Here is a 23,847-nt window from a genome sequence, read left to right on the forward strand (position 1 = left end):
CCAGGGCCGTATGCCCGCCCTGCGACGGGCTGACGCACCGGCCCACGACCCCGCACCCCCACCCACCCCAGGGGCGCGGGGAACGGCGCGACCAGCCACAACCGGGCCCGCAGTCGCCAACGAACCGAACCCACCCGCCCGGTAGGCGCCCCCGCCCAACCGCCGGAGGCAACCCGCCCCCAGAAATGACGGGCCCGCCCCCGGAAGCCAGGGGCGGGCCCTTTCGACCTCGCGGTGGCACCGCCATGCAGCACCGCGAGGAGTCTGGCGTCAGCCGAAGCGGCCGGAGATGTAGTCCTCGGTTGCCTGGACGGACGGGTTGGAGAAGATCCGTTCCGTCTCGTCGATCTCGATGAGCTTGCCGGGCTGACCGACCGCCGAGAGGTTGAAGAAGGCGGTGCGGTCGGAGACACGAGCCGCCTGCTGCATGTTGTGCGTCACTATGACGATCGTGAAGCGCTCCTTCAGCTCCCCGATCAGGTCCTCGATCGCGAGCGTCGAGATCGGGTCGAGGGCGGAGCAGGGCTCGTCCATCAGCAGCACCTGCGGCTCGACCGCGATCGCCCGCGCGATGCACAGCCGCTGCTGCTGACCACCCGACAGTCCCGAACCGGGCTTGTTCAGGCGGTCCTTGACCTCGTTCCAGAGGTTCGCGCCCTTGAGGGACTTCTCGACGACGTCCGCCAGCTCGGCCTTCTTGTACGAGCCGTTGAGCCGGAGCCCCGCCGCGACGTTGTCGAAGATCGACATCGTGGGGAAGGGGTTGGGCCGCTGGAAGACCATGCCGATGGTGCTGCGTACGGCGACGGGGTCGACCCCGGACCCGTACAGGTCCTCGTCGTCGAGCAGCACCTTGCCCTCGACGCGGCCACCGGGGGTGACCTCGTGCATACGGTTCAGGGTGCGCAGGAACGTCGACTTGCCGCAGCCGGACGGGCCGATGAAGGCCGTCACGGAGCGGGGCTCGACGGTCATGGAGATGTCGTCGATCGCCTTGTGGGCGCTGTAGTAGGCGGTCAGACCGCTTACGTCGATTCGCTTGGCCATGGGGATCACTGCTTCTTTCGGGAGTTCAGTCCGGTCGCTGTTTGGCCGCGTCAGCGACCAGCCGCCTTCGGGGCCTTCCAGCGGGCGATGCCGCGGGCCGCGAGGTTGAGGATCATCACGATGGCGATCAGCACGAGCGAGGCTGCCCAGGCACGGTCGTACCCCGCGCTCGAGCCCGCCCCGTACTGCTGGTAGATGTAGAGAGGCAGCGCCTGCTGCGGGCCCTCGAACGGGTTCGAGTTGATGAAGTTGCCGCCGAACACCAGCAGCAGGATGGGCGCGGTCTCACCGGCGATACGGGCTACCGCCAGCATGATGCCGGTGGTGATGCCGCCGATGGAGGTCGGCACGACCACCTTGATGATGGTGCGCCACTTGGGGACGCCCAGCGCGAGGGAGGCCTCGCGCAGCTCGTTCGGCACGAGCTTGAGCATCTCCTCGGTGGAGCGGACCACGACCGGCATCATCAGGATGGCCAGCGCGAGCGAACCGGCGAAGCCGAAGTAGCTCATGTCGAGCATCAGCATGAGGCTGAGGATGAACAGACCCGCGACGATCGACGGGATACCCGTCATGACGTCGACGAAGAAGGTGACGGACTTGGCGAGCTTGCCGCGCCCGTACTCCACCAGGTAGATCGCGGTGAGCACACCGATCGGCGCACCGATCAGGGTGGCGATGCCGACCTGCTGTGCGGTGCCGATGATGGCGTGGTAGATACCGCCGCCCACCTCGTCGTCCGCGACCACACCCATCGAGTGGGTCAGGAAGTAGCCGTCGAGGACCTTCACACCGCGCTTGACGGTCGTCCAGACCAGGGAGACCAGCGGGACGACGGCGAGGAGGAAGGCCACCCAGACCACGGAGGTCGCGACGCGGTCCTTGGCCTGCCGCGGGCCCTCGACCTTCGCGGAGATGACGTACGTACCGAGGACGAAGAGGATCGAGGCGATCAGGCCCCACTGGACCTTGCTGTGCAGGCCGGCCGCCAGGCCGATGCCGACGGCGAGGGCGAGGGCGCCCACTGCGGTCGCCCAGGCGAACCACTTGGGGAGGCTGGCGCCGCGCAGGGTACTGGGGCGCTTGTCGGTGACGTCTGCGTGGCTCATGCGTTGGCCCCCGAGTACTCCTTGCGGCGGGCGATGATCGCGCGGGCCGCACCGTTGACCAGCAGGGTGATGACGAACAGGACCAGACCGGAGGCGATGAGCGCGTCGCGGCCGAACGGCGTCGCCTCGCTGAACTTGCTGGCGATGTTCTGGGCGAAGGTGCCGCCGCCGGGTTCGAGCAGGCTGGCGTGGATCAGGAAGTCCGGCGACAGCACGGTGGCCACGGCCATCGTCTCGCCGAGCGCGCGGCCGAGGCCGAGCATCGAGGCGGAGATCACGCCGGAGCGGCCGAAGGGCAGGACGGCCATGCGGATGACTTCCCAGCGGGTGGCACCGAGGGCGAGAGCCGCCTCCTCGATCATCTGCGGGGCCTGGCGGAAGACCTCACGGCTCACGTTTGTGACGATCGGCAGGATCATGATCGCGAGCAGGATGCCGACGGTGAGCATCGAGCGGGGAGCGCCGCCCTGCCACTCGAAGATGCCGGTCCAGCCGAGGTATGCGTCCAGCCAGCTGTAGAGGCCGTTCAGATGCGGTACGAGGATGAGGGCGCCCCACAGGCCGTACACGATGGACGGCACCGCGGCGAGCAGGTCGATCACGTACGCGATGGGACCGCTGAGGCGGCGCGGGGCGTAGTGCGTGAGGAACAGCGCGATGGCCACCGCGATCGGAACCGCGATGACCATGGCGATGACCGAGGAGACCACCGTGCCGAAGGCCAGGACGGCGATGCCGAAGACCGGCGGGTCGGCGGAGGTGTTCCAGTCGAAGGTGGTGAGGAAGTTGCCCTCGTCCTTGCTGATCGCGAGTGTGGCGCGGTAGGTGAGGAAGACCGCGATGGCGGCCATGATCACCAGCAGCAGGATGCCGGAGCCGCGGGTGAGACCGAGGAAGATCCGGTCTCCGGGCCGGGTGGCGCCGCGGGCCGCTCGCTTCTGTTCGGCCGTGGATGGCTTGGCGGGGGGAGGCACTGTGTCTTGTGTTGGTATACCCATCGGGTTCTCCGGTCTGCGGAGCCGCCCATGCTGAGCGGCTCCTGGCGGCGGTGCACCGGACGATGCGACCCGGCCCGGTCGAACGGGGCCGGGCCGCACTCAGGTCAGCTCAGACCCTCGACGGTCGTACGGACCTTGGCGATGATCTCCTGGGGCATTGGCGCGTAGTCGTTCTCGGCGAGGATCTTCTGGCCGTCCTCGCTCGCCATGTAGCGCAGGAGCGCCTTGGTGGCGGGCAGGGTGTCGGCCTTGTTGCCCTTGTCGCAGACGATCTCGTACGTGACCAGGACGATCGGGTAGGCACCCTCGGCCTTGGTCGCGTAGTCCAGCTCCAGCGCCAGGTCACTGCCGGTGCCGACCTGCTTGGCGGCGGCGATGGCCTTGCTGGCGTTGTCGATGGTGGCCTCGACCGGCGTGCCCGCGCCCGTGTCGAGGTCGACCGTGTTCATGCCCTCCTTGGCGTACGACAGCTCCATGTAGCCGATGGCGCCCTCGGTCTGCTTCACCTGCGCGGCGAGACCGGAGGACTGCGGAGCGGACTGGCCGCCCTTGGCCTCCCAGGCCTTGCCACCCTCGTACTTGCCCCAGACGTCGGGGGCCGCTGCCTTGAGGTACTTGGTGAAGTTGTCCGTGGTGCCGGACTCGTCCGAGCGGTGGAAGGCCTGGATCTTGGTGGCGGGCAGCTTGGCGTCGGGGTTCAGCTTCGCGATCGCCGGGTCGTTCCACTTGGTGATCTGGCTGTCGAAGATCTTGGCCAGCGTGTCCGCGTTCAGGACCAGGTTGTCGACGCCGGAGAGCTTGTAACCGACGGCGATCGGGCCGCCGACCATCGGGAGGTTGATGCCCTGGCCGCCCTCGCACTGCTTCTTGGAGGCGGTGACCTCTTCGGGCTTCAGTGCGGAGTCGGAACCCGCGAAGGCGACCTGCCCCTGGGTGAACGCCGTGACGCCGGCACCCGAGCCGCCGGCCTTGTAGTTGATCTGCACCTTGCAGGCGACCGAGAACTGCTTGATCCAGGCGTCCATCGCGTTCTTCTGCGCGGACGAACCGTCGGCGAGCAGCTGCCCCTGGGCGTCGTCACACTTGATGTTGCCGGCCTGGGCGCTGGCGCCGTCGCCGGTTCCGGGGTCGGCGCCGGTGTCGTCGGAGCCGCACGCCGTCAGGGCCAGGGCGCTGGAGACGGCGACAGCACCGAGGGAAAGGGCGCGAAGCCGGTTCTTGCGCTGAAGCTTCACTTTCGGGAGTTCCTTCCAGGAGCCGCCCACAGGCGGCGTGCGAAGTCGTGGTGCAGCCCCTCGTCGCAGGAGACTGCCGTCGTACTTGCCAACGTCGTACTTGCCAATACGTACCGATATAGCGTACGTACCGCCGAATTCGAGTGATACGTGAGCGAACCTCCGTTCGCAGCACGCACCGCGTAAGGCCGAAATTAGGCAAAAGAAGTGAAGCGGCCGATGGCCGTGAGTGAACGGAAGGTGAACCCCTGCCGTCAGTGCGGTGAGGTCACGGAATGCTCACGGGGAGAGCACGTGAGGGTTTCCGCACCTCCCCGCCTCCAGGTCATCGCCGGAGATGGAACCCTCGCCTCCGGGGACCCGTCTCGTTCCACGTGAAACCACGGGAGGCACGCATGCGACGGCGTACGTTCGTAGGCGGAGGCACTGCGGCCCTCGCCGCCGCGGTCACCGCAGGGTGCAGCGGCAACGGGGCCGAGCCGCAGTCCACCGAGGGGGCGCGCACGTCAAGTGCGCCGATCGGGACGCAGACCGGGTCGGTCGCGGCCGACCTGGCGGGCCTCGCCAAGGATCTGGACGGCGGCCTGGTCCGCCCGGACGACGCCGACTGGGCAGCCGCCCGCCAGCTCTACAACACGCGCTTCGACTCGCTGAAGCCAACGGCCGTCGCCTACGTCGCCCATACGGACGACGTCCGTACGACACTGTCGTACGCCCGCGCCCACAAGATCCCCGTCGCCATCCGCAACGGCGGCCACTCCTACGCCGGTTGGTCCTCGGGCAACGGCCGCCTCATCGTCGACGTATCGAAGATCGCCAAGGTCCGGGCCTCGGGCAACGAGGCGGTCATCGGCGCGGGCGCCAAGCTGATCGACGTCTACCGCGCGCTCGCCGCGAAGGGCGTCACGATCCCGGCGGGCTCGTGCCCGAGCGTCGGCGTCTCGGGCCTCACGCTCGGCGGCGGTCATGGTGTGGTCTCGCGCGCGTACGGCCTGACCTGCGACAGCCTCACCGGGGCCACGCTGATCACCGCCGACGGCAAGGAACTGACCGCCGACGCCGAGGAGAACAAGGACCTCTTCTGGGCGCTGCGCGGCGCGGGCAACGGCAACTTCGGCGTCGTCACCGAGCTGCGTTTCCGCACCCACCCGGCTCCCCAGGCCATAACCGCGAACCTGACCTGGCCCTGGTCCAGGGCCGCCGCCGTGCTCGCGGCCTGGCAGGAGTGGGGCCCGGACCAGCCCGACGAGATCTGGTCCTCGGCCCACCTCGCGAGCGCGGCCGGCACGGGCCCCACCATCTCGGTCTCCGCCTTCTCCCTCGGCACGCACGGCGAGCTGCAGAACGCGGTGGACCGCCTGGCCGACCGCATCGGCGCCCAGCCCAGCAACACCTTCCTCAAACGGCGCTCGTACGAGGAGTCGATGGAGGTGTACGCGGGCTGCTCCTCCTTCACTTCCGACGCCCAGTGCCATCTGCCCGGCACGACCCCCGGCCGCTCCCCCGAGGGCGCGCTGAGCCGCGAGACGTACGCGGGCCGCTCGGACTTCTTCGACCGCGCGATCTCGGCGACGGGCATCCAGACGCTGCTGAACCAGATGGAGTCGGTACGGGGCGGCGCGGCCGCCATCCAACTGACGGCGCTCGGCGGCGAGATCAACCGCGTGGCCCCCACGGCAACGGCCTTCGTGCACCGCCGCTCCCGCGTGCTGGCCCAGTACATCGCGTCCTGGCGCGCGGGAACCTCCGGTACGGCGGCCCAGTCGTGGCTCGCCGACGCCCACGCCGCGATGAGGCGCCACGCTTCGGGGGCGGCGTACCAGAACTACACGGACGCGACGCTCAAGGACTGGCGTACGGCGTACTACGGCCCGGCGGCGAACCGCCTGACGAAGCTGAAGAAGCGGTACGACCCGGACGGGTTCTTCGCGTACCCGCAGGCGCTGTAGACGGGTGGCGGGCCTCTGCGTCGCCCTACGCCGCGAGGTCCCGCTCCTCCGCATCGGCCTCAGCACCGGCCCGGGCCCCGGATATCACCTGTTCTTCGCCCTCATCGTCGTCCTCCTCAGGGGAGTTCCCGCGAGCCCGAATCATCCACCCCGCCCGGGCCGACCGCTCCACAGTCCGGGTCACCGGCGTCAACAGCGCCATGGCGAGCGGCGAGAGCAGCAGCACGACGGCCGTCCCCAGGGCGAACCCGCCGATGACGTCGGTCGGGTAATGCACGCCCATATAGACCCGGAGGAAGCCCTCGACCAGCGCGAGCCCGAGCCCCAGGAGCCCGAACTTCCGGTTCGCGATGAACAATCCGACAGCCATCGCCATGGTGAGCGTCGCGTGATCGCTCACGAACGAGTAGTCGGTCTTGCCGCCGATGAGGACATCGAGTCCCTCGTGCTCACGGAAGGGCCGGGGCCGCTCCACAAAGCCCCGTATCGGCACGTTCACCAGCACCGCGATGCCCGCCGCCAGCGGCGCCCACATCAGCGCGGCCACGGACGGGGCGGCGTCCTCGCCACCCCGCCGCCGTACGGTCCACCAGCACCACAGCACCAGCAGCACCATGGCGAGCAGGATTCCCCACTCGCCCACGAACTTCATGATCCCGTCGAACCAGCCGGGGGCGTCCTTGGCGAGTCCATTGATGTCATAGAGCAAGTCGACGTCGGGGTTCGACCCGGATTCGGCGAGTGCAGCCATGGTGCAGCGGCCCCTTCGTCATGATCTTCATCGTGCATTCGGGCGCAGCTTTCCGCTGCGCCGCGCCATCAACCCCCGTGGTCGGCTACGTCGTACTTCAGTCGCCCGTCACTCGTCCGTCAGTCGTACGTCCATGGAACGCATGGTCCCCATCTCTACGTTCCACAGTCCACCGAATGATCACGCAGACGTTATCGAAGAGAGACACATTCCCGCAGCTCAGAGGCTGACCAGAGGGCGACTGTAACAGGCAGTAACGGAAGGATCCGGCCAGATCACACCGGAGTCGGCAACGCTTTCGCGCCGTCTTCGGTGACCCGGGTCGCCCCGAAGTAGTCGGGCGTATCGATCGGGTCGAACCGGATCACGGCCCCCGGCCGCGGCGCGTTGATCATGTATCCGCCGCCCACGTAAATGCCCACATGCCGGATGGCGCGGGAATTGGTGAGGTCGTCCGAGAAGAACACCAGATCGCCCGGCAGCAGTTCCTCCCGCTTCGGGTGCGGCCCGGCGTTGTACTGATCGTTCGCGACGCGCGGCAGCTCGATCCCCACGCTCTCGTACGCGGCCTTCGTCAGCCCCGAACAGTCGAAGCGTCCGCCCTGGTCAGCGGTACCGTTCCCGCCCCACAGATACGGCGTCCCGAGCTTCTTCTGCGCGTAACCGATCGCCCCTGCCGCCTGCTGCGAGGGCTGCACCCGACCGACGGGTGCGGCGAAGCTGTCCTGCAGCGTGGTGATCGTCTTGACGTAGTTCTGCGTCTCCTTGTACGGCGGCACACCCCCGTACTTGATGACGGCATAGGCCCCCGCGTTGTAGGCGGCGAGCATGTTCTTCGTCGGGTCGCCGGGCGCGTCCTTCACGTACGAGGCGAGCTTGCAGTCGTACGAAGCGGCCGATGGAATCGCGTCATTCGGATCCCATACGTCGCGATCGCCGTCACCGTCTCCGTCAAGTCCGTGCGTGGCCCAGGTCCCCGGGATGAACTGAGCGATGCCCTGCGCGGCAGCCGGGCTCTGCGCCTTCGGATTGAACCCGCTCTCCTGGTACAACTGCGCGGCCAGCAACGCCGGATTGATGGCGCCGCACAGATTCCCCCACTTCTGCACCAGCGCCTGATACGCCCCCGGCACGGCCCCCTTGGCCAGCCCGACGGCGCCCTTCCCGACCCCGTTGGCGAGGTTCCCGGCGGTCATGTAGACCCCGACAACGAGCAGCATGACGAAGCTGAGCCCCGTCCCCGTGACGGCGATGCCCACGATCCACGCCTTACGCACCGTCAACCGCCCCTCGCCGCACGGTAGTCCTAATCCGCCGTGCGCCAGTGTAGAGGCGGGCGCCCGACTACGGAATGATCACCGCCCGCTGCCTGGCAGCACGCCGATGCCTCGCCCGCAGCCGGTGAGCCCCCTACGAGCCTGCCGTGCTCCCCCTGACACGCGGCGAATCGCCGTACAACGGGAAGCGGTCGGTGGCGACTTCGAACCCGAGGGGGGCGGGAAACGGCACCGGCTCCCCGAACTTGCCGGGCAACACGTCCTGATAGGCGCCGTTGTCCGGACGGGTGTGCAGAGCCCAGGTGCCCTTGCGGGGGTCGATGACGAGAAGAACAGGCACGCGCGCGACCGCGTACCAGTCGGCCTTGTCCCTGATCTCGCGGGACTTCTCGGAACTGGAGATGACCTCGACAGCGAGCGCCGCGTCCTCGGGAGCGGCCAGCCAGTCGTCGTCGTCCATCCAGTCCAGGGGCAGGACGATCAGGTCCGGCGTGACGTAGTCGTCCGGGTCTTCCGGCAGTGCGATCGAGGACATCTCGAATGCTCCGAGCCCCTCGGGAAGAATCCCGTCGAGCTGCTGACGCAGCTGCCACACAACACCCGCGTGCTTCCCACGCGGAGTAGGGGACATCACGAGCTTTCCTCCCACAATCTGCACACGCAGACCCGTAGCGTCTTCGATCTTCTCGGCGATCTCACGCAGATTCCCCGGGCGAGGGCGCGGGTACATCCAGGCGCCCGGCGATACCGACATCGCTCGCTGCCTCCGTCTCTCCACGTCTGCGGCTGCGCGAGCGGGGTCGATGGGAGGTCCGACGTCCCGCTCGGCGTCGAATTCACCGTACTGTGCGGTCTCCTCCGCTGCCTCGGCTTCACGGCCCGCACGTGTGCACGCGGCCCTCCTGAGCCGCTCCTCAAGCTGTGTCACGCCACCTCCCCTTCACGCTCCGAGTGCACGCCATCACCGTAGGCCACCCCTCTGACACTCGGCCCACAGCAGCTTGCCGCCCTCGGAGCCGGCCAGTTCGGTTGGTGGCGCGGAGGCTCCCCAGGCGTCGGCGCAGGCTCGTACGAGGTGCAGGCCGCGGCCGTTCTCCGCGTCTGCGGCGACTTCCGGAGGTACGTCCGTCGCGTCGCCGAAGCCGGGTGGGAGTCTCGGGTCGGAATCCCATACGGCTACGTAGAGCCCGTTGGGTTCGGTCGAGCTGAGCCGGAGGCCGTACGAGCCCTTGGTGTGCAGGTGCGCGTTGGTGAGGAATTCGGAGGCCAGCAGCTCGGCGGTGGAGGTGAGTTCGGTGAGGCCGTGGGCGGCCAGGACCGTACGGAGGGTCACGCGGGCGATACCCGGTGCGCGTGGATCGTGCGGGAGTTGGAGGGTGTAGGACCAGGGCGAGGATACGGTTGCCATGGGAAGTCTCCTGGTTCGGAGGGAAGTTGGGTGGTTTGGGGGTGCGGGTTGGTTACGTTGCCCAGTGACCGCGGTCGCTCCGTCGAGCGGGGTGCTTCTGAGCGAGGGCCCAGTTGTAAGGTAGCGGCATCCAGTGAATGTATTCACGATTCTCCAGGGATTGCATTCATTACCACCCATGTGAGTGACAGCAAGGAGGCGGCAAGCCCGTGAGAACTCCGACGGGTCGCCAACTGCGGTTCGGCGCCGAGCTGCGCAAACTGCGCGAACGCGCGGGCCTCAACGCCACCGAGGCCGGTCAACTGCTGGGCATCAAGCAGGCGCAGGTCAGCAATATGGAGGCCGGTCGCGTAGGCATGAGCGCCGATCGGGTGCGCCAGATCGCCTGCCACTACGACTGTTCCGACACGCCCCTCATCCAAGCTCTCAGCGAGATGGCCTCCCAGCGCACCCGCGGCTGGTGGGAGCAGTCCCGCGACCTGGTACCCAGCTCACTTCTCGACCTGGCCCAACTGGAGCACCACGCCCACTCGTTGCGCGACTCCACCACAGCACGCATCCCCGGCCTGCTCCAGACCCGCGAGTACGCACTCGAGATCTTCCGTCAGGCGGTCATCGAACTTTCACCGCCCGACATCGAGCACCGCCTGTCGTTCCGCATCAAGCGGCAAGCAATCCTCTTCCACGAGGACGAACCGACCCCGTACAAGGCGATCATCCACGAGGCCGCCCTGCGCATGAAGGTCGGCGGCTCCACGGTCGCCCGACAGCAGCTACAACACCTGCTCGACATGAGCGACCGAGACCACATCACCCTGCACGCCATCACCTTCGACGCCGGGGCCTACCCGGGATCCGGCCAGTCGATCCACTACGCGCACGGCCCCGTACCGCAGCTGGACACCGTATATCTCGACCAGGCGCACGGCCTCCTGTTCCTCGACGCCGAAGCGCAGTTGCACAAGTACCGCACTCTGTTCAGCCGTATCGAGGCCATCGCGCTTCCCCCGGAGAAGACCCAAGACCTCATCCACAACGTGATGCGAGAGCTGTGAAGGGAATGCCCATGAACCCCCGCTGGCAGAAGTCGTCGTACTGCTCCGAGGGCGCCTCCTGCGTCCACGTCGCCGCCGCCGCCGCCGAAGCGATCCATCTGACCGAAAGCAGCGACCCCACCGAAGCGATACTCGAGACCACCCCAACCGCACTCTCTGCTCTCCTCCACACCCTCAAGCACAAGGAAGAAACCCGTCGTGGCTGACATCCCCCCGAACCTCGACTGGGTCCGCGCCGCACCCGAAGACGCCGAGGGCCCCGGCCCCTGGATCGAGATCGCCTTCGGCGAGGGAGACGACGGCGAAGCCCCCGTCTACATCCGCGAAACGAACGACCCCGACAACGTCGTCACCACCAACCGCCGCAAGTGGGACGCCTTCGTACTCGGCGTCCAGGCAGGCGAGTTCGACCACTTCGTGGAGGGCATCGAGGACGCGGAGAACAGCACTCCATAGCCCGCGAGACCACCGATGGCGGGCCAGCCCCATGACCCCTGTCGCGCAAATCGTGAGCACTCCGCGGAAATCTGTCCTTCAGGTACTCAAACGAGCGCCGCGTGAACACCACGGGGAGAAGTGCTCACGCTTTGGGGCACCGTAGGTACGTACGCCGCAGGCCCGGACGGAACGGCGCTTTGCCGTCGCGTTCGGGCCTGCGGTACAGGGGGAGGGAAGTGCGGCTGCTTCAGTCCGCGGAATCCGCCGAACCGGCCGAACCGGCAGAGTTCGCGGAGGAGGCGCTCGCGGCACTGGCCGCACTGTTGCCAGAGTCCGCGCCACGGGGTGCCGGAGCGGCAGGAGAGTCGGCCGAATCGTCCGCAACCGGCTTGGGCGCGGCGGGCTTCGCGGGCACGTTCGGGCTGTCGGCGGAAGCGGCGGCCGGACTGTCGGCGGACGAGCCCGCCGGGCTGTCGGCCGAGTTACCGGCCGGACTGTCAGCCGAAGAACCGTCCGGACTGTTGCCCGAGTCCGCCCCGTTACCAGGCGCGTTCGGCGAGTCCGCCGAGTCGAACGGCGAGGCGAGCGGGCTGTCCGCGGCCTCCGGCGAACCGTCGCGGGAAGCCGGGGAGCCACCCGGCGAGTTCGCGGAATTCGGCGAGTCGTCGTCGCCGAGCTGCGTGCCGACCTGCACCGCTCCGGACTTGTCGTGCAGGTCGATGCCGCGGTCGGTGGCTGCCGCCGCGCCGCCCAGTCCGGCGAGTACGGCGGTGGCGCCGACACCGGCGACGGCTATGCGCCACGGTCGAGTGATGCGCATGATGTTGTTCCTTCCTGGGTGCCCGCCCCGGAACGGTTCGGGCTCTGCTTCCAAGGTCGGCCCCGGCGATGAGGCCTTCATGGGGCGCCGGTGAAGGACCCCTCACCCGGGAGATGAAAGTCCCTCATCTGGGATGCAGCCAACGCGTGGCCAGGTCGAGCCGGGCCCGTGTGGCCGCCTGCCAGCCGGCCTCCTGCACCCGATGCGGCCCGGTGGCGAGGGACAGCACCACAGCAGCCGTACGCCGCCGCAACTCGGCCGGGTCGACAAGACCCGCGAACGCCGCCAGGTAAGCAGCACCCAGCCGGTTGATGACGTCAGCACGCTCCCGGTCGATCTGCGCGAGAACGGACAGATGACCGAGAAGACAGCCCAGGTCGTCGACACGTTCGCCGGGCCCGGCGGTGTCCACGTCCAGCAGCCCGCTGATCCGCCCGCCCTCCACAAGGAGCTGACTCTCGTACAGATCTCCATGCACGGCGACCACGGGCCCGGAGCCGACGCCCGCTGTCACTTCCTCGGTCAACTCGCTTGCCTGAGCCGCCAGTTCAGGCATCGCGGCGCCGACAACAGCCGCGTAATGCGGAGCCTTGGCAGCCCACGAGGCCCGAGCCGTACCCGAAGCAAGTTCGGGCGGAAGGCGGTCGAGCAGGGCGAGAACCGCCTGCGCGGACGGCGCCCGGCCTCCACCCTCACGCAGCACATCCCGAAGCGTTCGGCCGGGCAGGGCCTGGAGGACAACCAGCCCGTCAGGCGTGAAGCCGAGGCTGGCCGGAGCAGGCACCCCGGCGTCGGTCAGCAGACGGTGCCGCTGATGCAGAGCGTCCACCCGGCTCGGCCGTACGACCTTGATGAACAGCCGCCCGTACGACCCGGTCACCTCGACAACGGCACGACGCCCCGGCCGGTACGCCCGTACCCGATACCGAACCGGACCACCGCCACAACCGACGTCCTCCAGCAACCGGGCAAGCGCCCCCGGATCACAGGCCGAAGGAAGGGCAGGCAACCAGGGGTCGTACGGAAAACGCCACACCGCGACCCGGACGCTGCCGTCCTCCAACACCGTCGCCCCACGCGGCAGCCGCCCGGTACGCGCCCCGATCCGCTCCTCACCGGTGCTCCCATCGACCCCCCGGACCTGCACCCGGTACACAGCGGTACAACTGTCACCGGGCTGATGGTCGACGTTCTCGACGCGCCAGGACACCAACTGCCCACCGGACGGCTCCAGGGCCGCCGCCAGCAGATCACCGGCGTCCGACCCGGTCAGCAGACGCAGATCCGATACGCCGTCGAAGGCGCCGACCGCATCAGGCACAGGCTCGGACGCCGCAGACAGAGGCAGCGGCAGAGAAGACTGCTCAGGGTGCATCGGCAGAGACATGCACCCGACACTGCACGCTCTTGATGAATCGCCCCCGCGGCCTGAATGAGAGTGCCTTCATCTACCGCCCCACCCCGCTTCAGGCTTCCGGCGGCGCCTCCACCCCGGTGTACGCAGCAGTCATGGCGTCAGCCGCCGCCCGAGCCGTAACCGGATCCTCCCCCGGAGCGCCCCTTCAGAGAGAGGGCTGTATTAATTTGCGGCTCCGCCGCGTGGGCGCGACCAGCCACAACGCAAGATCACTTCGTGCCCCCATCCGCAGGGGACCCGTACTCCGCCCGCGGTCCGCTGAGCCGATCCGCGACGAGCGCGAGCCAGCCGCTCGGCGCGTACGGGGCCGGAGGGTCGACTTCCATGCCCAACTCGGCGACGGCGAGGGCGTAGTCGGACTCGTCGAGATCAAGGGCGAGCAGCTCATGCAGCTCACCGACGAGGCGGGCCACGACCTGTGGGTCGGTGGAGGTCCGGTAGTCGTCGACAGCCGCGTCATGGTCGTCGAACTCGTCCGGCATGTCCTGCGAGAACCAGCCGCCGAGGAACTGACCGAGCTCCGGGAAGCGGGCATGCCACTCCCAGTGGGTGGCGGGGGCGGCCGCGGGCGGGACCTCACCCTGTTCGATGCTGTGCTTGAGGTGGTCAGCGAGGCAGTACAGCCACTGCTGGATCTCGCCCTCGGGCAGCCCGACGTCGGGGATCGGATAGAACTCGCCCAGGCGCAGCCGGAGTCGGCCGGGAGGGCTGTCGGCGTACTCGCGCAACTGCCGCTCGGCGACGGCCAGGGCCCACGGGCGGCTGTGCCAGGTCTGCCGCAGATACGCGGTCAGGGCCGCGCTGGGCTTGTCCGGCGTGTCGTCCGCCGGCTGACCGGCGTAGGCACGCATCACCTGGTCCAACTCGCCGTAGCGGCGGTCGTGTTCAAGAGGGCTCAGAGGCACGATGATCAGCTTCTACAGGTAGATCGGAAAGGTGGCGTGGACGGCGAAGCCGTGCGGACGCGCGGCGTCCCGCTTCAGGACCACCCGGGCCGCCCGCACGTCGACGGGCTCCCGCCCCGCCAGCATCATCGCCTGCAGCAGAACCCGCCCCACCGCCTCGGGCCGCGACGGCCAGGACGCCTCGATGGCCAGGCGCGGACGCGTGGACTGGGCCAGCCAGCGGTGGATGACCTGCTCGTTGGCAGTGACGACCTGCTGGGTCGCCCACTGGGCGGTTTCGCGGTCGGGGTAGGTGGCGGTGCGGGTGCGCATCCTAGTCGGCCTCACTCGTGAGCCAGCGCCGCTTCGGTTCCCACAGCGGTGAGTGGGCTTCCTTCAAGTGCTCGATGCACAGGCGGGCGAAGAGGGGAAAGAAGTCGATGAAGTCCTCGGAGCCCGATCCACCGCCCATCGCCTCGCTGCTGAAGAACCTGTCCATCTGTTCCTCCGTGTGGAACAGGGCCAGGGCCTGATAGCACTCGGAGATCACGCTCGGCAGGTGCCAGGGGCAGCGCGGGTGGGTTTCCTCGATGTACATGCGGATGCCTTCTTCCGTGGTGGCATCCTGCATGTCGTCGCTGATCGCGACACCGTCCTGGCCGAAATAGATCGGAAGGATCTGATCGAAACGCGGGAAGCGCAGCCGCAACTCCTGCGTGCTCAGTGGGACTTCTTCCCAGGTTCGCCAGTCGACGTTCCAACCCTCCAGATGCTCGGCAATCTCCCGCAGAACCTCGGGCGTACGTTCCTCGGTGGCCGAATGCGGGATTCGACGGAGCGCCTCGTGGGCGCCTTCTGGAGATTCTTCGAAAAGACTTGCGGCCAACCGAAGCTCGGCAGCAATTTCCCGCAGATTCCGTCCACCATCCTTTTCGGCATTTCGAATTCCACGAATGAGCGTGAATAGCTCCTTCTGCCACTGAGCGGGGTCTTCAGGGATTCTCCTACTCCATCCGTCGTACCGGGACAAGAGCATGCGAGCACCCTCGAGCGCCCAGTAGTCGACGCGTCCGCGATCCTTCATGCGGTCATCCTATCGCTAGAGATCCTTGGGCATCGAGGTCATCACCGTGAAAGGCGGATCGAGATCTTCGTTGTAGATAATGCGCGTTTCAACGCCCTCTACGTATTCGGCCTTGCCAGCTGGGAACGGGTCTCTCTGAATTTCACTCTTCTCGATACTTCTGCCGCTGGTGCCGTACGGCGTCTCTGCCACTCGGACGTCCAGGCGATTACCATTCTCCCTAGCTGGATCGGAAAGCCATTTCTGGATCGTGTCCGCATTCTGGTCGATGTTGTACTGTGTCATCTTCTGCGCCGACTCGAGATCCGCGAAGGACGAGGCGTTGCCCACCTTCGGCTGTCCGTGAGGCCACTCGGTTCCCGGGCGGGGTGGCTTCTTCAGGTCGTCCCGGAGGCGCTGCGCCAACTGGTTGTCGTCCAGGCCGACGTGTTTGCTGAGGGTGTGTGAGTTCTCCAGCCACTCCGTGGACGCGAGGTCGACCTTGTACACACCACGTTCCGCATCACCGGGCGTGCTCCACGAGTGGCCGTCCTTGAACTCGGTCAGCGACCGCGCCCCGAAGGCCTCCGCACGCGCTTCCTCGGCTTCGTAGGTGGGGGCACTCAGAAATGCCTCATGGAGTTCCGGAAGGAGTTTCCGGAGTCGATCGGCACCATCGTGAAATGCCTTGTGACAAGCTTCGACCGCCTGGTTGGCACCTGACTTGTCCATATGGGAACGGAAGGTCAACACCACATCGGCGAAGGTCAGAACGGCGGCCATCTTGGTGAACTCGTCCAGGCTGAAGCTGTCGGGCACAAATTCCCTGACCGTTGCTTTCGTCGCCTCCATAGCAAGGCGCTGCGTGGTCTCACGGCACTTGTCGGCTGCGTCCGCCACATCGTGGAAGGCCAGCTTCATCGCGTCGCCGGTCTTTGTGAGCACTTCGATGATGGGCCGACGATTCGCAGGCGTCTCCTTGAAGTTCGTCCGCCAGTCCCGGCCGCCCGGCTGACTCGGAGGTACGGCATTGCCGTCCTCGTCCCGTCTTCCGCCCCAGGCCGTGGTGCCCCAGATCGACTGGCAGAAGCCGTTCATCGCACTCTGCCACTCGCCGTTGCCACCATCGGTCAGGTACCCGATGCAGTCGGTGAAGTTGCCGGCGGACTTCTGTGCAGCCTTCCCCACAGCCTCCCAGGCATTTCCGATGCTGCGCAGATCGCCGGTCTCGGCCCCCGGGGTGATCTCGTGGGTCTTGCCGAGCCTCAGCCCCTCCTCCACTGCCGGTTTGATCAAGTCCGCCAGAAAGTCGGGGACTTCACCGATGCCGGCGAAGAACGCCATGTCCGTGCCGTCCCCGGTGCCCGTCCACTTGATGGAGGCGACGGGGCCGTACGAGACCTTGCCGACACCGACCGGTGGGTCCCGGCGGGGCGGCGGCCCGTACATACCGCGGGAGTGCCAGTCGGCGGCCATGTAGTTGTTGGCGGTGTTGGTCAGCCCGAGCGAGACACCGCCGACGCTCTGCACGCTCTTTGCCCACACCTGGAGGAACAGCTTGGCCACGTCGTCGTATGCCGCCGCGAAGTCGTCGGCGCCCTCGCCCTTTCCGGCTGCCTGCCGGTAGTGCACGTCCTCGACCAACAGGTCGGCGGCCTTGTGGAAAGTGAACTGTTCGTCCCGGACCAGCGCGGAGGTGTAGTACACGTGGCTGGGTTTGACGTCGAAGCCGCCCCCGCTGCCCGGCGCGGGCTGCTTCAGCTGCTCGCGCTCCCATGCGCGGCGGGCGCCGGACGGCCGGCCGTCGGGCTCGGTGGCCGGCGGGGGCGGTGGTTCGTAGTTCGGATCCGGGGAGGTGCCGGGACTCGGTTCGGGCTGGGGGGTGCCCGGTTCGGGAGCCGGCTGGGTGTCGCCCGCGGAAGGACTGGCGGAGGGACTCGGCTGCGGGGGAGGCGGAGTGGCCATCAGCCGGCGCCCCAGCCCCGCAGCACCGCCTGGTGCGCGGCCGCGTAGTTGGTGTGACTCGCGGTCGCGCGCTCATGGAGCCACTTCTGGGCCGCTTGCAGGTCCTGGGCCGAGCGGTCCCATTCGTCGAGCTTGTCGACGAAGGCCTCGCGGGCCTCGCCCTCCCAGGACAGCACGACCGGTACGACGCGGTCGTAGAGATCGTCCAGCTTGCCGTTGAGCTTCTTGAGGATGTCCTCCAGCTCTCCGGCGAGGTCCTGGAGGGTGGCGAAGGAGACGGCTATGTGGTCGTCGGAAGCGGGCCCGGTCGGCATGATCCCCCATGGATGTCAGTAACTACGGATGCCAGTAACTACGCCTGCACAGTGGGCAGTTGTCGACGCCGGTCAGTAAGTGTCGAGGCTGCTGCGCGGCGTCGACGGCGGCGGCTGGGTGTTCGGCGTCGACAGCTGGTCGGCCTCGCTGCCGACGTCCACCTGGATCTGCCGCAGCTGCGCGACCACGTCGAGCTCCTGCTCGGTGAAGCCGTCCCGGCTCATCCGTACGGCCTGCTCGAGATGCCGCATCACTTCGCGGATGCGTACGGCGTCCTCGGCCGCCGCCCGGTGAAACTTCCGGTACGCGGTGGCCGCCGGCCCCTGCCAGCCCGCCTCGATACGGTCCACGAGCGCGTCCATGCGCTTGACCTGCTTGTCCAGGTGGTCCTGCGTGTCATCCAGGTCGTTGGCAAGCTTCGTCAGAGCCTGGGAAGAGACCCGGAGGTCCGTTCCACCGCCCTGCCCCGGACCCGCTCCGTCCGCACCGTTCACAGCGTTCACACTCATGCCCTTACCTCTGCCCCCGTCGCTTCGGCATCACGAGTCTCTTCCCGCCCCGGCAATCGTACGTACGTCGGAACGGCGCCGTGAACGTCACGTTGACGCCCCACCAGCCCGAGCCCCAAGCTCACCCCCATGACCCCGCACCCCTACACCCGCTACGTAGCCATGGGCGACAGCCAGACCGAGGGCATCGGCGACGGCGACGAGGCAACCGGGTACCGCGGCTGGGCAGACCGCCTCGCAGAACTCCTGGCGGAAGCCCAACCAGACCTCACGTACGCCAATCTCGCCGTACGCGGAAAGGTGACCGCCCAGATCAAGGCGGAGCAACTCGCCCCGGCCCTGGCGCTCAAGCCGGACCTGGTGACGGTCGTGGCAGGCATGAACGACCTGCTCCGCCCCAGCTTCGACGCCGAGCAGGTCATGGCGGACATCGAGGAGATCTTCGCGCGGCTCACCGAGTCGGGTGCCCAGGTGGTCACCGTCACGTACCCCGACATGGGGAAGCTCTCCCCGCTCGCGCGCCGCGCGCTCCCCCGCGTCCTCGACCTCAACATCCGCCTGCGCGCCGCCGCGGAACGCCACGACGTCGCCGTACTGGACGTCTTCCCGCACCCGGTCACCACCGACCCCCGCCTCTGGAGCCAGGACCGCATCCACGCCGGCCCGCTGGGCCACGCCCGCATCGCCTCGGGCATGGCCCACACCCTCGGCCTGCCGGGCCACGAGGACTGGTCGGCGCCGCTGCCTCCGCTCGCGCCCGTCCCCACCCTGCGCGCCCTGAGCGCCGACACACTCTGGGCCGTGGGTTTCCTGGGCCCATGGCTCTGGCGGCGACTGAGGGGCCGCTCCTCGGGCGACGGACGTACGGCCAAACGCCCCGAACTGACCCCGTGGACGGACCAATCCACGAAGCCCCACTCCTGACACCCCGACACCTCCCCCCACCCCGCACCGGGATAGCCTTCGCGAAGCGGGAACGGGCGGCGTCTACCCACCAGGAGACGGAACGACCCGGAGAGCATCGTCTCGACGGACCAGCGCACATGGGACGTGAGCGGGCTCACGCAGGCGGGGCGGAGTAGGCGGCCGTCGCGTAGAAGGGGTCAACGACGGAACCACACCACAGGTTCCGGTACTACTTCATTGCCCGTCGTGACCTGCCGTGATACACAGAGTGACCGTACGTCTAATCGCATACCGTCCCACGCCCCGCAGGGGTCCCTGAGGGCCGGCGGCAAGCCGTACGTACGAAACCCGCCAACCAATGACGCCAAGTCGACATACGACAGCGTCTTTGTCGGGGACAATGATGCCTGACCTCTGCGCAGAGTGGCAGGGGATGCGGAACTACCCACAAGGGGCGGTGACTTACATGTTCTTCGCAGCCGAAGAGGGCGACATCACCACGATCATCGGCGGAATCGCCCCGGACTGGGGCCCGTTCGGCGACTTGGGCAATGAGGCGCGGGTGATGATCGAGGTCGTGATGGCGGTCGCCATCCTGCTCTGCCTCGGCATCGCGATCTGGGGCGCGGCGAAGCAGCGTATCGGCGCGACGGCCCTGCGCGACACCTTCAGCGCCGAACAGGGCAAGGGCCTCATCATCGCGGGCCTCACCGGGGTCTTCATCATCGGCTCCCTGGGCACGCTGTTCACCATCGTGTACGGCATGGCCGTGTAGGCCCGCCCGGCCCGCAGACCCGGCCGGGCGCGCCCGGTTCCCTCCAACCCACCCGTCCGACGTGCCCACCGGCTGAGGTTGCGTTTCCCTGATGTCGAGTCACCACACCGCGCCCGTGAAGGAAGCAGCGCGGCTACCGTCGTACTACGACTACGCGGTCCAGCATGAGGTTGAGGGGGCGTACGCGGCATGAGTCTCGGCGACGAGCACGGTTCGCGCGGCGACAACGACGGGTACGGGGGCTCCGGCCAGACCCGTACGCGGTACCCCGACAGCGCCGGCGACCCCTACGGCGGCGCGCGCCGCGGGGGCCGTTCGTCCTCCCGCAGCCTCATCACGGTGGTGGGCGTGGTGGTGCTCCTGATCGCGGCCATCGCCTTCGCGAATCGTGGTGGCGGTGATTCCGGATCGTCGGACGGGGACGGGGAGAGAGCGGAGGCGGCGCCTACGGCCGCGTCCGGGGAGCAGCCGGTTCAGTCGAAGGCCGGGGGAATCCCCACCGGTTACGCGCACGACGAGCAGGGAGCGCAGAGTGCTGCGGCGAACTACGCGGCCGCGCTGGGCTCCGACGGCATGTTCAACGCCTCCAAACGGCGCGAGATCGTGAAGACCGTCGCAGCTCCCAGCGCCCTGGACAAGCTCCAGTCCGGATTCGCCGCCGACTACTCAGCGGCTCTCCTCAAGAGAATCGGCCTGGACGAGGACGGCAACGCGCCCTCCGGAAGCACCTTCGTCAACCGCACGCTTCCCGCTGGCACCAAGGTCACGTCCTCCAGCGCCGACGCAGCCACTGTCGAGGTCTGGTGCAACGGACTGTTCGGGCTCACCGGCGAGAGCACCACCAACCCGGTGACCAGCAGCTGGTTCACCGTGACCATGAAGCTGAGCTGGAGCGGTGACGACTGGAAGGTCCTGGAGACCAGTCAGAAGACCGGTCCGACTCCTGTCAACGGCGACAATCCCATCTCCGGGGCCGACGAGATCGGCAAGGCAGTCGAGGAGTTCGGAGGGTTCACGTATGCCAGGTAGCCCGCACCGCGTACTAAAGCTCACCGGCGTCGTAGCTGCCGTACAGACCACAGCCGTGCTGCTGGCCTCGCACGCCTACGCCGCGGAATCCCCGACGCCAGCGCCGTCCGACGACCCCTGCGAGCTGATCGCCGGCCCTGCCAGGGAGTACTGCGAGGAAGAAGGCGGCTCCGGAGGAGGAGGCGGCGGAGGCGGCCTAACCGACCCCACCTCCACCCTCGACCCCCTCTCCTCCCTCGCCAAAGGCTGCGCAGACGCCGCCTCCTGGACCATCGACAAGCTCAGCGAAGCCGTCAAAGAAACGGCGAACGTCGACTTCACGAACCCCAAGTTCCTCCAGCAGTACGCAGTCGTCTTCGCGGCCTCGACGATCCTCACCCTCATCCTCTGGCTGCTGGCGGTCGCCAAGCGGGCCGTACGAGGCGTGCCGCTCACCACGGCCATCTCGGAGGCGATCGGCTTCCTCTGGCTGACCGTCCTGGCGTCGGCCTTCACGCCGCTGATCCTCTACACGGTCGTCTCGGCGACCGACGGCGTATCAGAAGTCCTCGCTCAGACGACCGGCAACCAGACGGACACCTTCTTCGGCAACTTCTCCGGCGCCCTGGAGAAGGGCGAGGACATCGGCGGCGGCCCGATCATGCTGATCGTCGTCTCCCTCGTGTCCATCCTCGCAGCGGGCGTCCTGTGGCTGGAGCTGGTCATCCGAGCCGCCCTGCTCTATGTGGGCGCGCTGCTCGGCACCGTCGTGTACGCGGGCCTGGTCGACAAGAACCTGTGGGGCCACGTACGCCGCTGGGCGGGCATCATGATCGCGGTGATCCTGGTGAAGCCGGTGATCGTGATCGTGCTCGGCCTCGCGGGCGCGCTGTCCGCCGAGGACGGGCCCGACGCCTTCTCGGCCGTCGTGTCCGGCCTCGCCATCATCCTGCTGGCCATCTTCGCGAGCGCGATGATCTACCGCTTCGTACCGGGCTTCGGCGACGAGATCGCCAACTCCCGCAACAACCGCATCATGCAGGGCGCCGAAGGCAAGGCCGCGGCCGTCATCAGCTCCCCGGCCACCCTCGTCGCGCAGGGCATCAAGACACACAGCACCCGCGCCGACAACAACGGCGGCGGTGGCGGAGGCAACAGCGGCGGCGGTGCCCGCCCCGCCAACGCGGCCTCCGCCGGCGTAGCCGCCCACAGCACCCGCCCCTCCTCCAACGGAGGCGGCGGAGGCGGATCCGTCCCCGCCGCACCCCCGCCGCGCAACAGCCCGGCGAACACCCCCCATGCCGGCACACGTAACAGCAGCAGTAGTACCAACCGCTCGGGAGGTGAAGGGCGTTGACGACCGAGTCCCATGTGTCCCATCCGGTCACGCCCCGCCGTACATATCTGATCGGCCGCGCCCGGCCGAACGCGATCGTCGGCAAGAACCGCGAATCCGGCGAGATCGCGCTGATCATCGTGGGCGCGTTCCTCGGCATGATGTGCGGCCTGCTCGTCCCCGTCCTCTCCCTGCGCATCGTCCTGCTCGTGGGCTTCCCGATGGTGGCGCTCGCCGCGGTGTACGTGCCGTACAAGCGCCGCACGTTCTACAAATGGTTTGAAATCAACCGCAGTTACAAGCGGACGCTCCGCAACGGCACGACGTACCGCAGCAACGTCATGGAAGCCGGCACCCGCATCGACGGCCGTGAGATCGAGGTCGGCCCGCCGCCCGGCATCGGACGCATTACGTGGCTGGCGGCGCCCTTCGGCCCCGACGAGATCGCCGTCCTCCTGCACGCCGACCGGCGCACCGTCACGGCCGCGATCGAGATCGAGGGCCCGGGCGTCGGCCTGCGCGACTCCGAGGACCAGGAAGCCCTCGTCGACCGCTTCGGGGTGCTGCTGAAGCACGTCGCGAACGGCGACGGCTTCGTCACCCGCCTCCAGATCCTCGCCCGCACCCTCCCCGCCGACCCCGACGCCCACGCCAAGGACGTCGCCGTACGAGGAGACGAGCGCGCCCCCGGCTGGCTGCAGCAGTCGTACGACCAGCTCCAGTCCATGGTGTCCACCAGCAGCGAGCAGCACCGCGCCTACCTCGTCGCCTGCATGCACTACTCCCGCGAACTCGCCGCCGAGGGCCACGCGATGGCACGGGCCGCGCGCCCGCAGGGCGGCAAGAAGCTCGACAAGGACGCGGGACTCGCGGTCGTGATGGCGCGTGAGCTGACGGACATCTGCTCGCGGCTGCAGGAAGCCGACATCCGCGTACGGCAGCCACTCGGACAGGGCCGCCTGGCCTCCCTCGTCCACTCCATGTACGACCCCGACCACCCCATCGACCACATCCAGGCGATGACGAAACGCAACGCCTGGCCGGCCGAGCTGGACGCCATGGAGGCCACGTACCTCCAGGCGAAGACCCGCGAGTCCTCCACCCGCGCGCCCTGGTGCCACGCCACGGCCTGGGTGAAGGAGTGGCCGATGACCCCGGTGGGCGTCAACTTCCTTGCCCCGCTGCTCGTCCACACCCCCGACGTCATCCGCACCGTGGCCGTCACGATGGACCTCGAACCCACCGAGATCGCCATCGAGCGGATGCTGACCGAGAAGACGAACGACGAGGCGGAGGCCAGCCGCCAGGCCAAGATGAACCGGACCGTAGACCCCCGCGACATCGCCTCGCACAACCGCCTCGACCAGCGCGGCGAGGACCTCGCGAGCGGTGCGGCCGGCGTCAACCTCGTCGGCTACATCACCGTCTCGTCCCGTAACCCCGAGGCACTCGCCCGCGACAAACGGACGATCCGCGCCTCGGCCGGCAAGTCGTATCTGAAACTCGAGTGGTGCGACCGCGAGCACCACCGCGCCTTCGTCAACACACTCCCGTTCGCGACCGGCATCCGGAGGTAGGACTC

General features: G+C 68.0%; 25 protein-coding genes. 9 read left to right on the plus strand and 16 right to left on the minus strand.

All coding sequences use genetic code 11. The features are described from left to right. Window positions 1-270 precede the first annotated feature (270 nt). The 4 genes from pstB to pstS form a co-directional block, all read right to left on the minus strand. Window positions 271-1,047, minus strand: coding sequence for a phosphate ABC transporter ATP-binding protein PstB (pstB, locus tag OP79_RS43090; protein WP_033328600.1), 777 nt, complete (start codon window positions 1,045-1,047; stop codon window positions 271-273). A gap of 50 nt (window positions 1,048-1,097) precedes the next feature. After that, a complete protein-coding gene (pstA, locus tag OP79_RS43095; protein ID WP_033328601.1) occupies window positions 1,098-2,156 on the minus strand; it encodes a phosphate ABC transporter permease PstA in 1,059 nt (352 codons plus the stop codon). Continuing rightward, complete coding sequence (gene pstC, locus OP79_RS43100) at window positions 2,153-3,154, minus strand: phosphate ABC transporter permease subunit PstC (RefSeq protein ID WP_033328602.1); 1,002 nt, start codon at window positions 3,152-3,154, stop codon at window positions 2,153-2,155. The genes pstA and pstC overlap by 4 nt, the downstream gene beginning before the upstream one ends. Window positions 3,155-3,258: 104 nt before the next feature. Next, window positions 3,259-4,389 carry a phosphate ABC transporter substrate-binding protein PstS gene (gene pstS / locus OP79_RS43105; RefSeq protein ID WP_033328603.1) on the minus strand — a complete coding sequence of 377 codons (1,131 nt, stop codon included), beginning with the start codon at window positions 4,387-4,389 and terminating at the stop codon, window positions 3,259-3,261. Window positions 4,390-4,784: 395 nt separating this feature from the next. On the opposite strand from pstS, the gene OP79_RS43110 reads away from it, so the two are divergent. Further along, window positions 4,785-6,338: an FAD-binding oxidoreductase gene (locus OP79_RS43110; protein ID WP_033328604.1), complete on the plus strand. Its 1,554-nt coding sequence runs from the start codon at window positions 4,785-4,787 to the stop codon at window positions 6,336-6,338. A gap of 25 nt (window positions 6,339-6,363) precedes the next feature. Here the strand turns inward: OP79_RS43110 and OP79_RS43115 are convergent, their stop codons facing one another. The 4 genes from OP79_RS43115 to OP79_RS43130 all read right to left on the minus strand — a co-directional run bounded on the left by OP79_RS43115 (window position 6,364) and on the right by OP79_RS43130 (window position 9,774). Next, window positions 6,364-7,089, minus strand: a complete 726-nt coding sequence (locus OP79_RS43115; protein WP_033328605.1) for a phosphatase PAP2 family protein — start codon at window positions 7,087-7,089, stop codon at window positions 6,364-6,366. Between the two features lie 275 nt (window positions 7,090-7,364). Further along, entirely contained in the window at window positions 7,365-8,366 is a 1,002-nt protein-coding gene (locus tag OP79_RS43120) for a C40 family peptidase (RefSeq protein ID WP_033328606.1), read from the minus strand. Between the two features lie 133 nt (window positions 8,367-8,499). Then, window positions 8,500-9,120 (minus strand): Uma2 family endonuclease, encoded by a 621-nt coding sequence (locus OP79_RS43125; RefSeq protein ID WP_063742116.1) that lies wholly within the window; start codon window positions 9,118-9,120, stop codon window positions 8,500-8,502. Between the two features lie 207 nt (window positions 9,121-9,327). After that, window positions 9,328-9,774, minus strand: a complete 447-nt coding sequence (locus OP79_RS43130; RefSeq protein WP_033328607.1) for an ATP-binding protein — start codon at window positions 9,772-9,774, stop codon at window positions 9,328-9,330. Window positions 9,775-9,983: 209 nt separating this feature from the next. Between OP79_RS43130 and OP79_RS43135 the strand changes: the two genes are divergently transcribed. The 3 genes from OP79_RS43135 to OP79_RS43145 are packed head-to-tail and all read left to right on the plus strand — an operon-like array spanning window position 9,984 to window position 11,285. Beyond that, window positions 9,984-10,829 (plus strand): helix-turn-helix domain-containing protein, encoded by an 846-nt coding sequence (locus OP79_RS43135; RefSeq protein WP_033328608.1) that lies wholly within the window; start codon window positions 9,984-9,986, stop codon window positions 10,827-10,829. A gap of 11 nt (window positions 10,830-10,840) precedes the next feature. Next, window positions 10,841-11,035 carry a DUF397 domain-containing protein gene (locus OP79_RS43140; RefSeq protein WP_033328609.1) on the plus strand — a complete coding sequence of 65 codons (195 nt, stop codon included), beginning with the start codon at window positions 10,841-10,843 and terminating at the stop codon, window positions 11,033-11,035. Continuing rightward, window positions 11,028-11,285 carry a DUF397 domain-containing protein gene (locus OP79_RS43145; RefSeq protein WP_033328610.1) on the plus strand — a complete coding sequence of 86 codons (258 nt, stop codon included), beginning with the start codon at window positions 11,028-11,030 and terminating at the stop codon, window positions 11,283-11,285. The genes OP79_RS43140 and OP79_RS43145 overlap by 8 nt, the downstream gene beginning before the upstream one ends. Before the next feature lie 229 nt (window positions 11,286-11,514). On the opposite strand, the gene OP79_RS43150 is transcribed toward OP79_RS43145, so the two are convergent. The 8 genes from OP79_RS43150 to OP79_RS43185 form a co-directional block, all read right to left on the minus strand. After that, window positions 11,515-12,087, minus strand: coding sequence for a hypothetical protein (locus OP79_RS43150; RefSeq protein ID WP_033328611.1), 573 nt, complete (start codon window positions 12,085-12,087; stop codon window positions 11,515-11,517). Between the two features lie 124 nt (window positions 12,088-12,211). Further along, the gene (locus OP79_RS43155) at window positions 12,212-13,408 is read right to left on the minus strand and encodes an aminoglycoside phosphotransferase family protein (protein WP_063742118.1); all 1,197 of its coding nucleotides are present in this window, start codon (window positions 13,406-13,408) and stop codon (window positions 12,212-12,214) included. 305 nt (window positions 13,409-13,713) lie between these two features. Continuing rightward, entirely contained in the window at window positions 13,714-14,409 is a 696-nt protein-coding gene (locus OP79_RS43160; protein WP_033328612.1) for a contact-dependent growth inhibition system immunity protein, read from the minus strand. Between the two features lie 12 nt (window positions 14,410-14,421). Continuing rightward, window positions 14,422-14,721 (minus strand): RNase A-like domain-containing protein, encoded by a 300-nt coding sequence (locus OP79_RS43165; protein WP_033328613.1) that lies wholly within the window; start codon window positions 14,719-14,721, stop codon window positions 14,422-14,424. 1 nt (window position 14,722) lies between these two features. Then, window positions 14,723-15,472 (minus strand): hypothetical protein, encoded by a 750-nt coding sequence (locus OP79_RS43170; RefSeq protein WP_157857465.1) that lies wholly within the window; start codon window positions 15,470-15,472, stop codon window positions 14,723-14,725. Window positions 15,473-15,487: 15 nt separating this feature from the next. Further along, a complete protein-coding gene (locus tag OP79_RS50785; RefSeq protein ID WP_157857466.1) occupies window positions 15,488-17,158 on the minus strand; it encodes an RNase A-like domain-containing protein in 1,671 nt (556 codons plus the stop codon). A 257-nt stretch (window positions 17,159-17,415) separates the two neighbouring features. Continuing rightward, on the minus strand, window positions 17,416-17,730 hold the full coding sequence (locus OP79_RS43180) for a WXG100 family type VII secretion target (protein WP_033328616.1): 315 nt from the start codon (window positions 17,728-17,730) through the stop codon (window positions 17,416-17,418). 72 nt (window positions 17,731-17,802) lie between these two features. Further along, window positions 17,803-18,240 carry a WXG100 family type VII secretion target gene (locus OP79_RS43185; protein ID WP_051745503.1) on the minus strand — a complete coding sequence of 146 codons (438 nt, stop codon included), beginning with the start codon at window positions 18,238-18,240 and terminating at the stop codon, window positions 17,803-17,805. Window positions 18,241-18,369: 129 nt separating this feature from the next. Here OP79_RS43185 and OP79_RS43190 point away from each other — a divergent pair, with 129 nt between their 5' ends. From OP79_RS43190 to OP79_RS43210, 5 genes are all read left to right on the plus strand, one after another. Continuing rightward, window positions 18,370-19,164 carry an SGNH/GDSL hydrolase family protein gene (locus tag OP79_RS43190; RefSeq protein ID WP_033328618.1) on the plus strand — a complete coding sequence of 265 codons (795 nt, stop codon included), beginning with the start codon at window positions 18,370-18,372 and terminating at the stop codon, window positions 19,162-19,164. A 448-nt stretch (window positions 19,165-19,612) separates the two neighbouring features. After that, a complete protein-coding gene (locus tag OP79_RS43195; RefSeq protein WP_033328619.1) occupies window positions 19,613-19,921 on the plus strand; it encodes a hypothetical protein in 309 nt (102 codons plus the stop codon). 189 nt (window positions 19,922-20,110) lie between these two features. Further along, complete coding sequence (locus OP79_RS43200) at window positions 20,111-20,950, plus strand: DUF8175 domain-containg protein (protein ID WP_033328620.1); 840 nt, start codon at window positions 20,111-20,113, stop codon at window positions 20,948-20,950. Then, window positions 20,940-22,286, plus strand: coding sequence for a hypothetical protein (locus OP79_RS43205; protein WP_033328621.1), 1,347 nt, complete (start codon window positions 20,940-20,942; stop codon window positions 22,284-22,286). The genes OP79_RS43200 and OP79_RS43205 overlap by 11 nt, the downstream gene beginning before the upstream one ends. Next, window positions 22,283-23,842 carry an SCO6880 family protein gene (locus OP79_RS43210; RefSeq protein WP_033328622.1) on the plus strand — a complete coding sequence of 520 codons (1,560 nt, stop codon included), beginning with the start codon at window positions 22,283-22,285 and terminating at the stop codon, window positions 23,840-23,842. Before OP79_RS43205 ends, OP79_RS43210 begins: the two co-directional genes overlap by 4 nt. Window positions 23,843-23,847 lie beyond the last annotated feature (5 nt).

The organism is Streptomyces yerevanensis, from assembly GCF_000716805.1.
Taxonomy (GTDB): Bacteria; Actinomycetota; Actinomycetes; order Streptomycetales; family Streptomycetaceae; genus Streptomyces; species Streptomyces flaveus.

Coding starts and splice junctions, on each gene's coding strand:
- pstB (WP_033328600.1), bottom strand. CDS start 1,047: ATGGCCAAGCGAATCGACGTAAGCGGTCTGACCGCCTACTACAGCGCC.
- pstA (WP_033328601.1), bottom strand. CDS start 2,156: ATGAGCCACGCAGACGTCACCGACAAGCGCCCCAGTACCCTGCGCGGC.
- pstC (WP_033328602.1), bottom strand. CDS start 3,154: ATGGGTATACCAACACAAGACACAGTGCCTCCCCCCGCCAAGCCATCC.
- OP79_RS43110 (WP_033328604.1), top strand. CDS start 4,785: ATGCGACGGCGTACGTTCGTAGGCGGAGGCACTGCGGCCCTCGCCGCC.
- OP79_RS43115 (WP_033328605.1), bottom strand. CDS start 7,089: ATGGCTGCACTCGCCGAATCCGGGTCGAACCCCGACGTCGACTTGCTC.
- OP79_RS43125 (WP_063742116.1), bottom strand. CDS start 9,120: ATGTCGGTATCGCCGGGCGCCTGGATGTACCCGCGCCCTCGCCCGGGG.
- OP79_RS43130 (WP_033328607.1), bottom strand. CDS start 9,774: ATGGCAACCGTATCCTCGCCCTGGTCCTACACCCTCCAACTCCCGCAC.
- OP79_RS43140 (WP_033328609.1), top strand. CDS start 10,841: ATGAACCCCCGCTGGCAGAAGTCGTCGTACTGCTCCGAGGGCGCCTCC.
- OP79_RS43150 (WP_033328611.1), bottom strand. CDS start 12,087: ATGCGCATCACTCGACCGTGGCGCATAGCCGTCGCCGGTGTCGGCGCC.
- OP79_RS43165 (WP_033328613.1), bottom strand. CDS start 14,721: ATGCGCACCCGCACCGCCACCTACCCCGACCGCGAAACCGCCCAGTGG.
- OP79_RS43170 (WP_157857465.1), bottom strand. CDS start 15,472: ATGAAGGATCGCGGACGCGTCGACTACTGGGCGCTCGAGGGTGCTCGC.
- OP79_RS43180 (WP_033328616.1), bottom strand. CDS start 17,730: ATGCCGACCGGGCCCGCTTCCGACGACCACATAGCCGTCTCCTTCGCC.
- OP79_RS43185 (WP_051745503.1), bottom strand. CDS start 18,240: ATGAGTGTGAACGCTGTGAACGGTGCGGACGGAGCGGGTCCGGGGCAG.
- OP79_RS43190 (WP_033328618.1), top strand. CDS start 18,370: ATGACCCCGCACCCCTACACCCGCTACGTAGCCATGGGCGACAGCCAG.
- OP79_RS43195 (WP_033328619.1), top strand. CDS start 19,613: ATGTTCTTCGCAGCCGAAGAGGGCGACATCACCACGATCATCGGCGGA.
- OP79_RS43200 (WP_033328620.1), top strand. CDS start 20,111: ATGAGTCTCGGCGACGAGCACGGTTCGCGCGGCGACAACGACGGGTAC.
- OP79_RS43205 (WP_033328621.1), top strand. CDS start 20,940: ATGCCAGGTAGCCCGCACCGCGTACTAAAGCTCACCGGCGTCGTAGCT.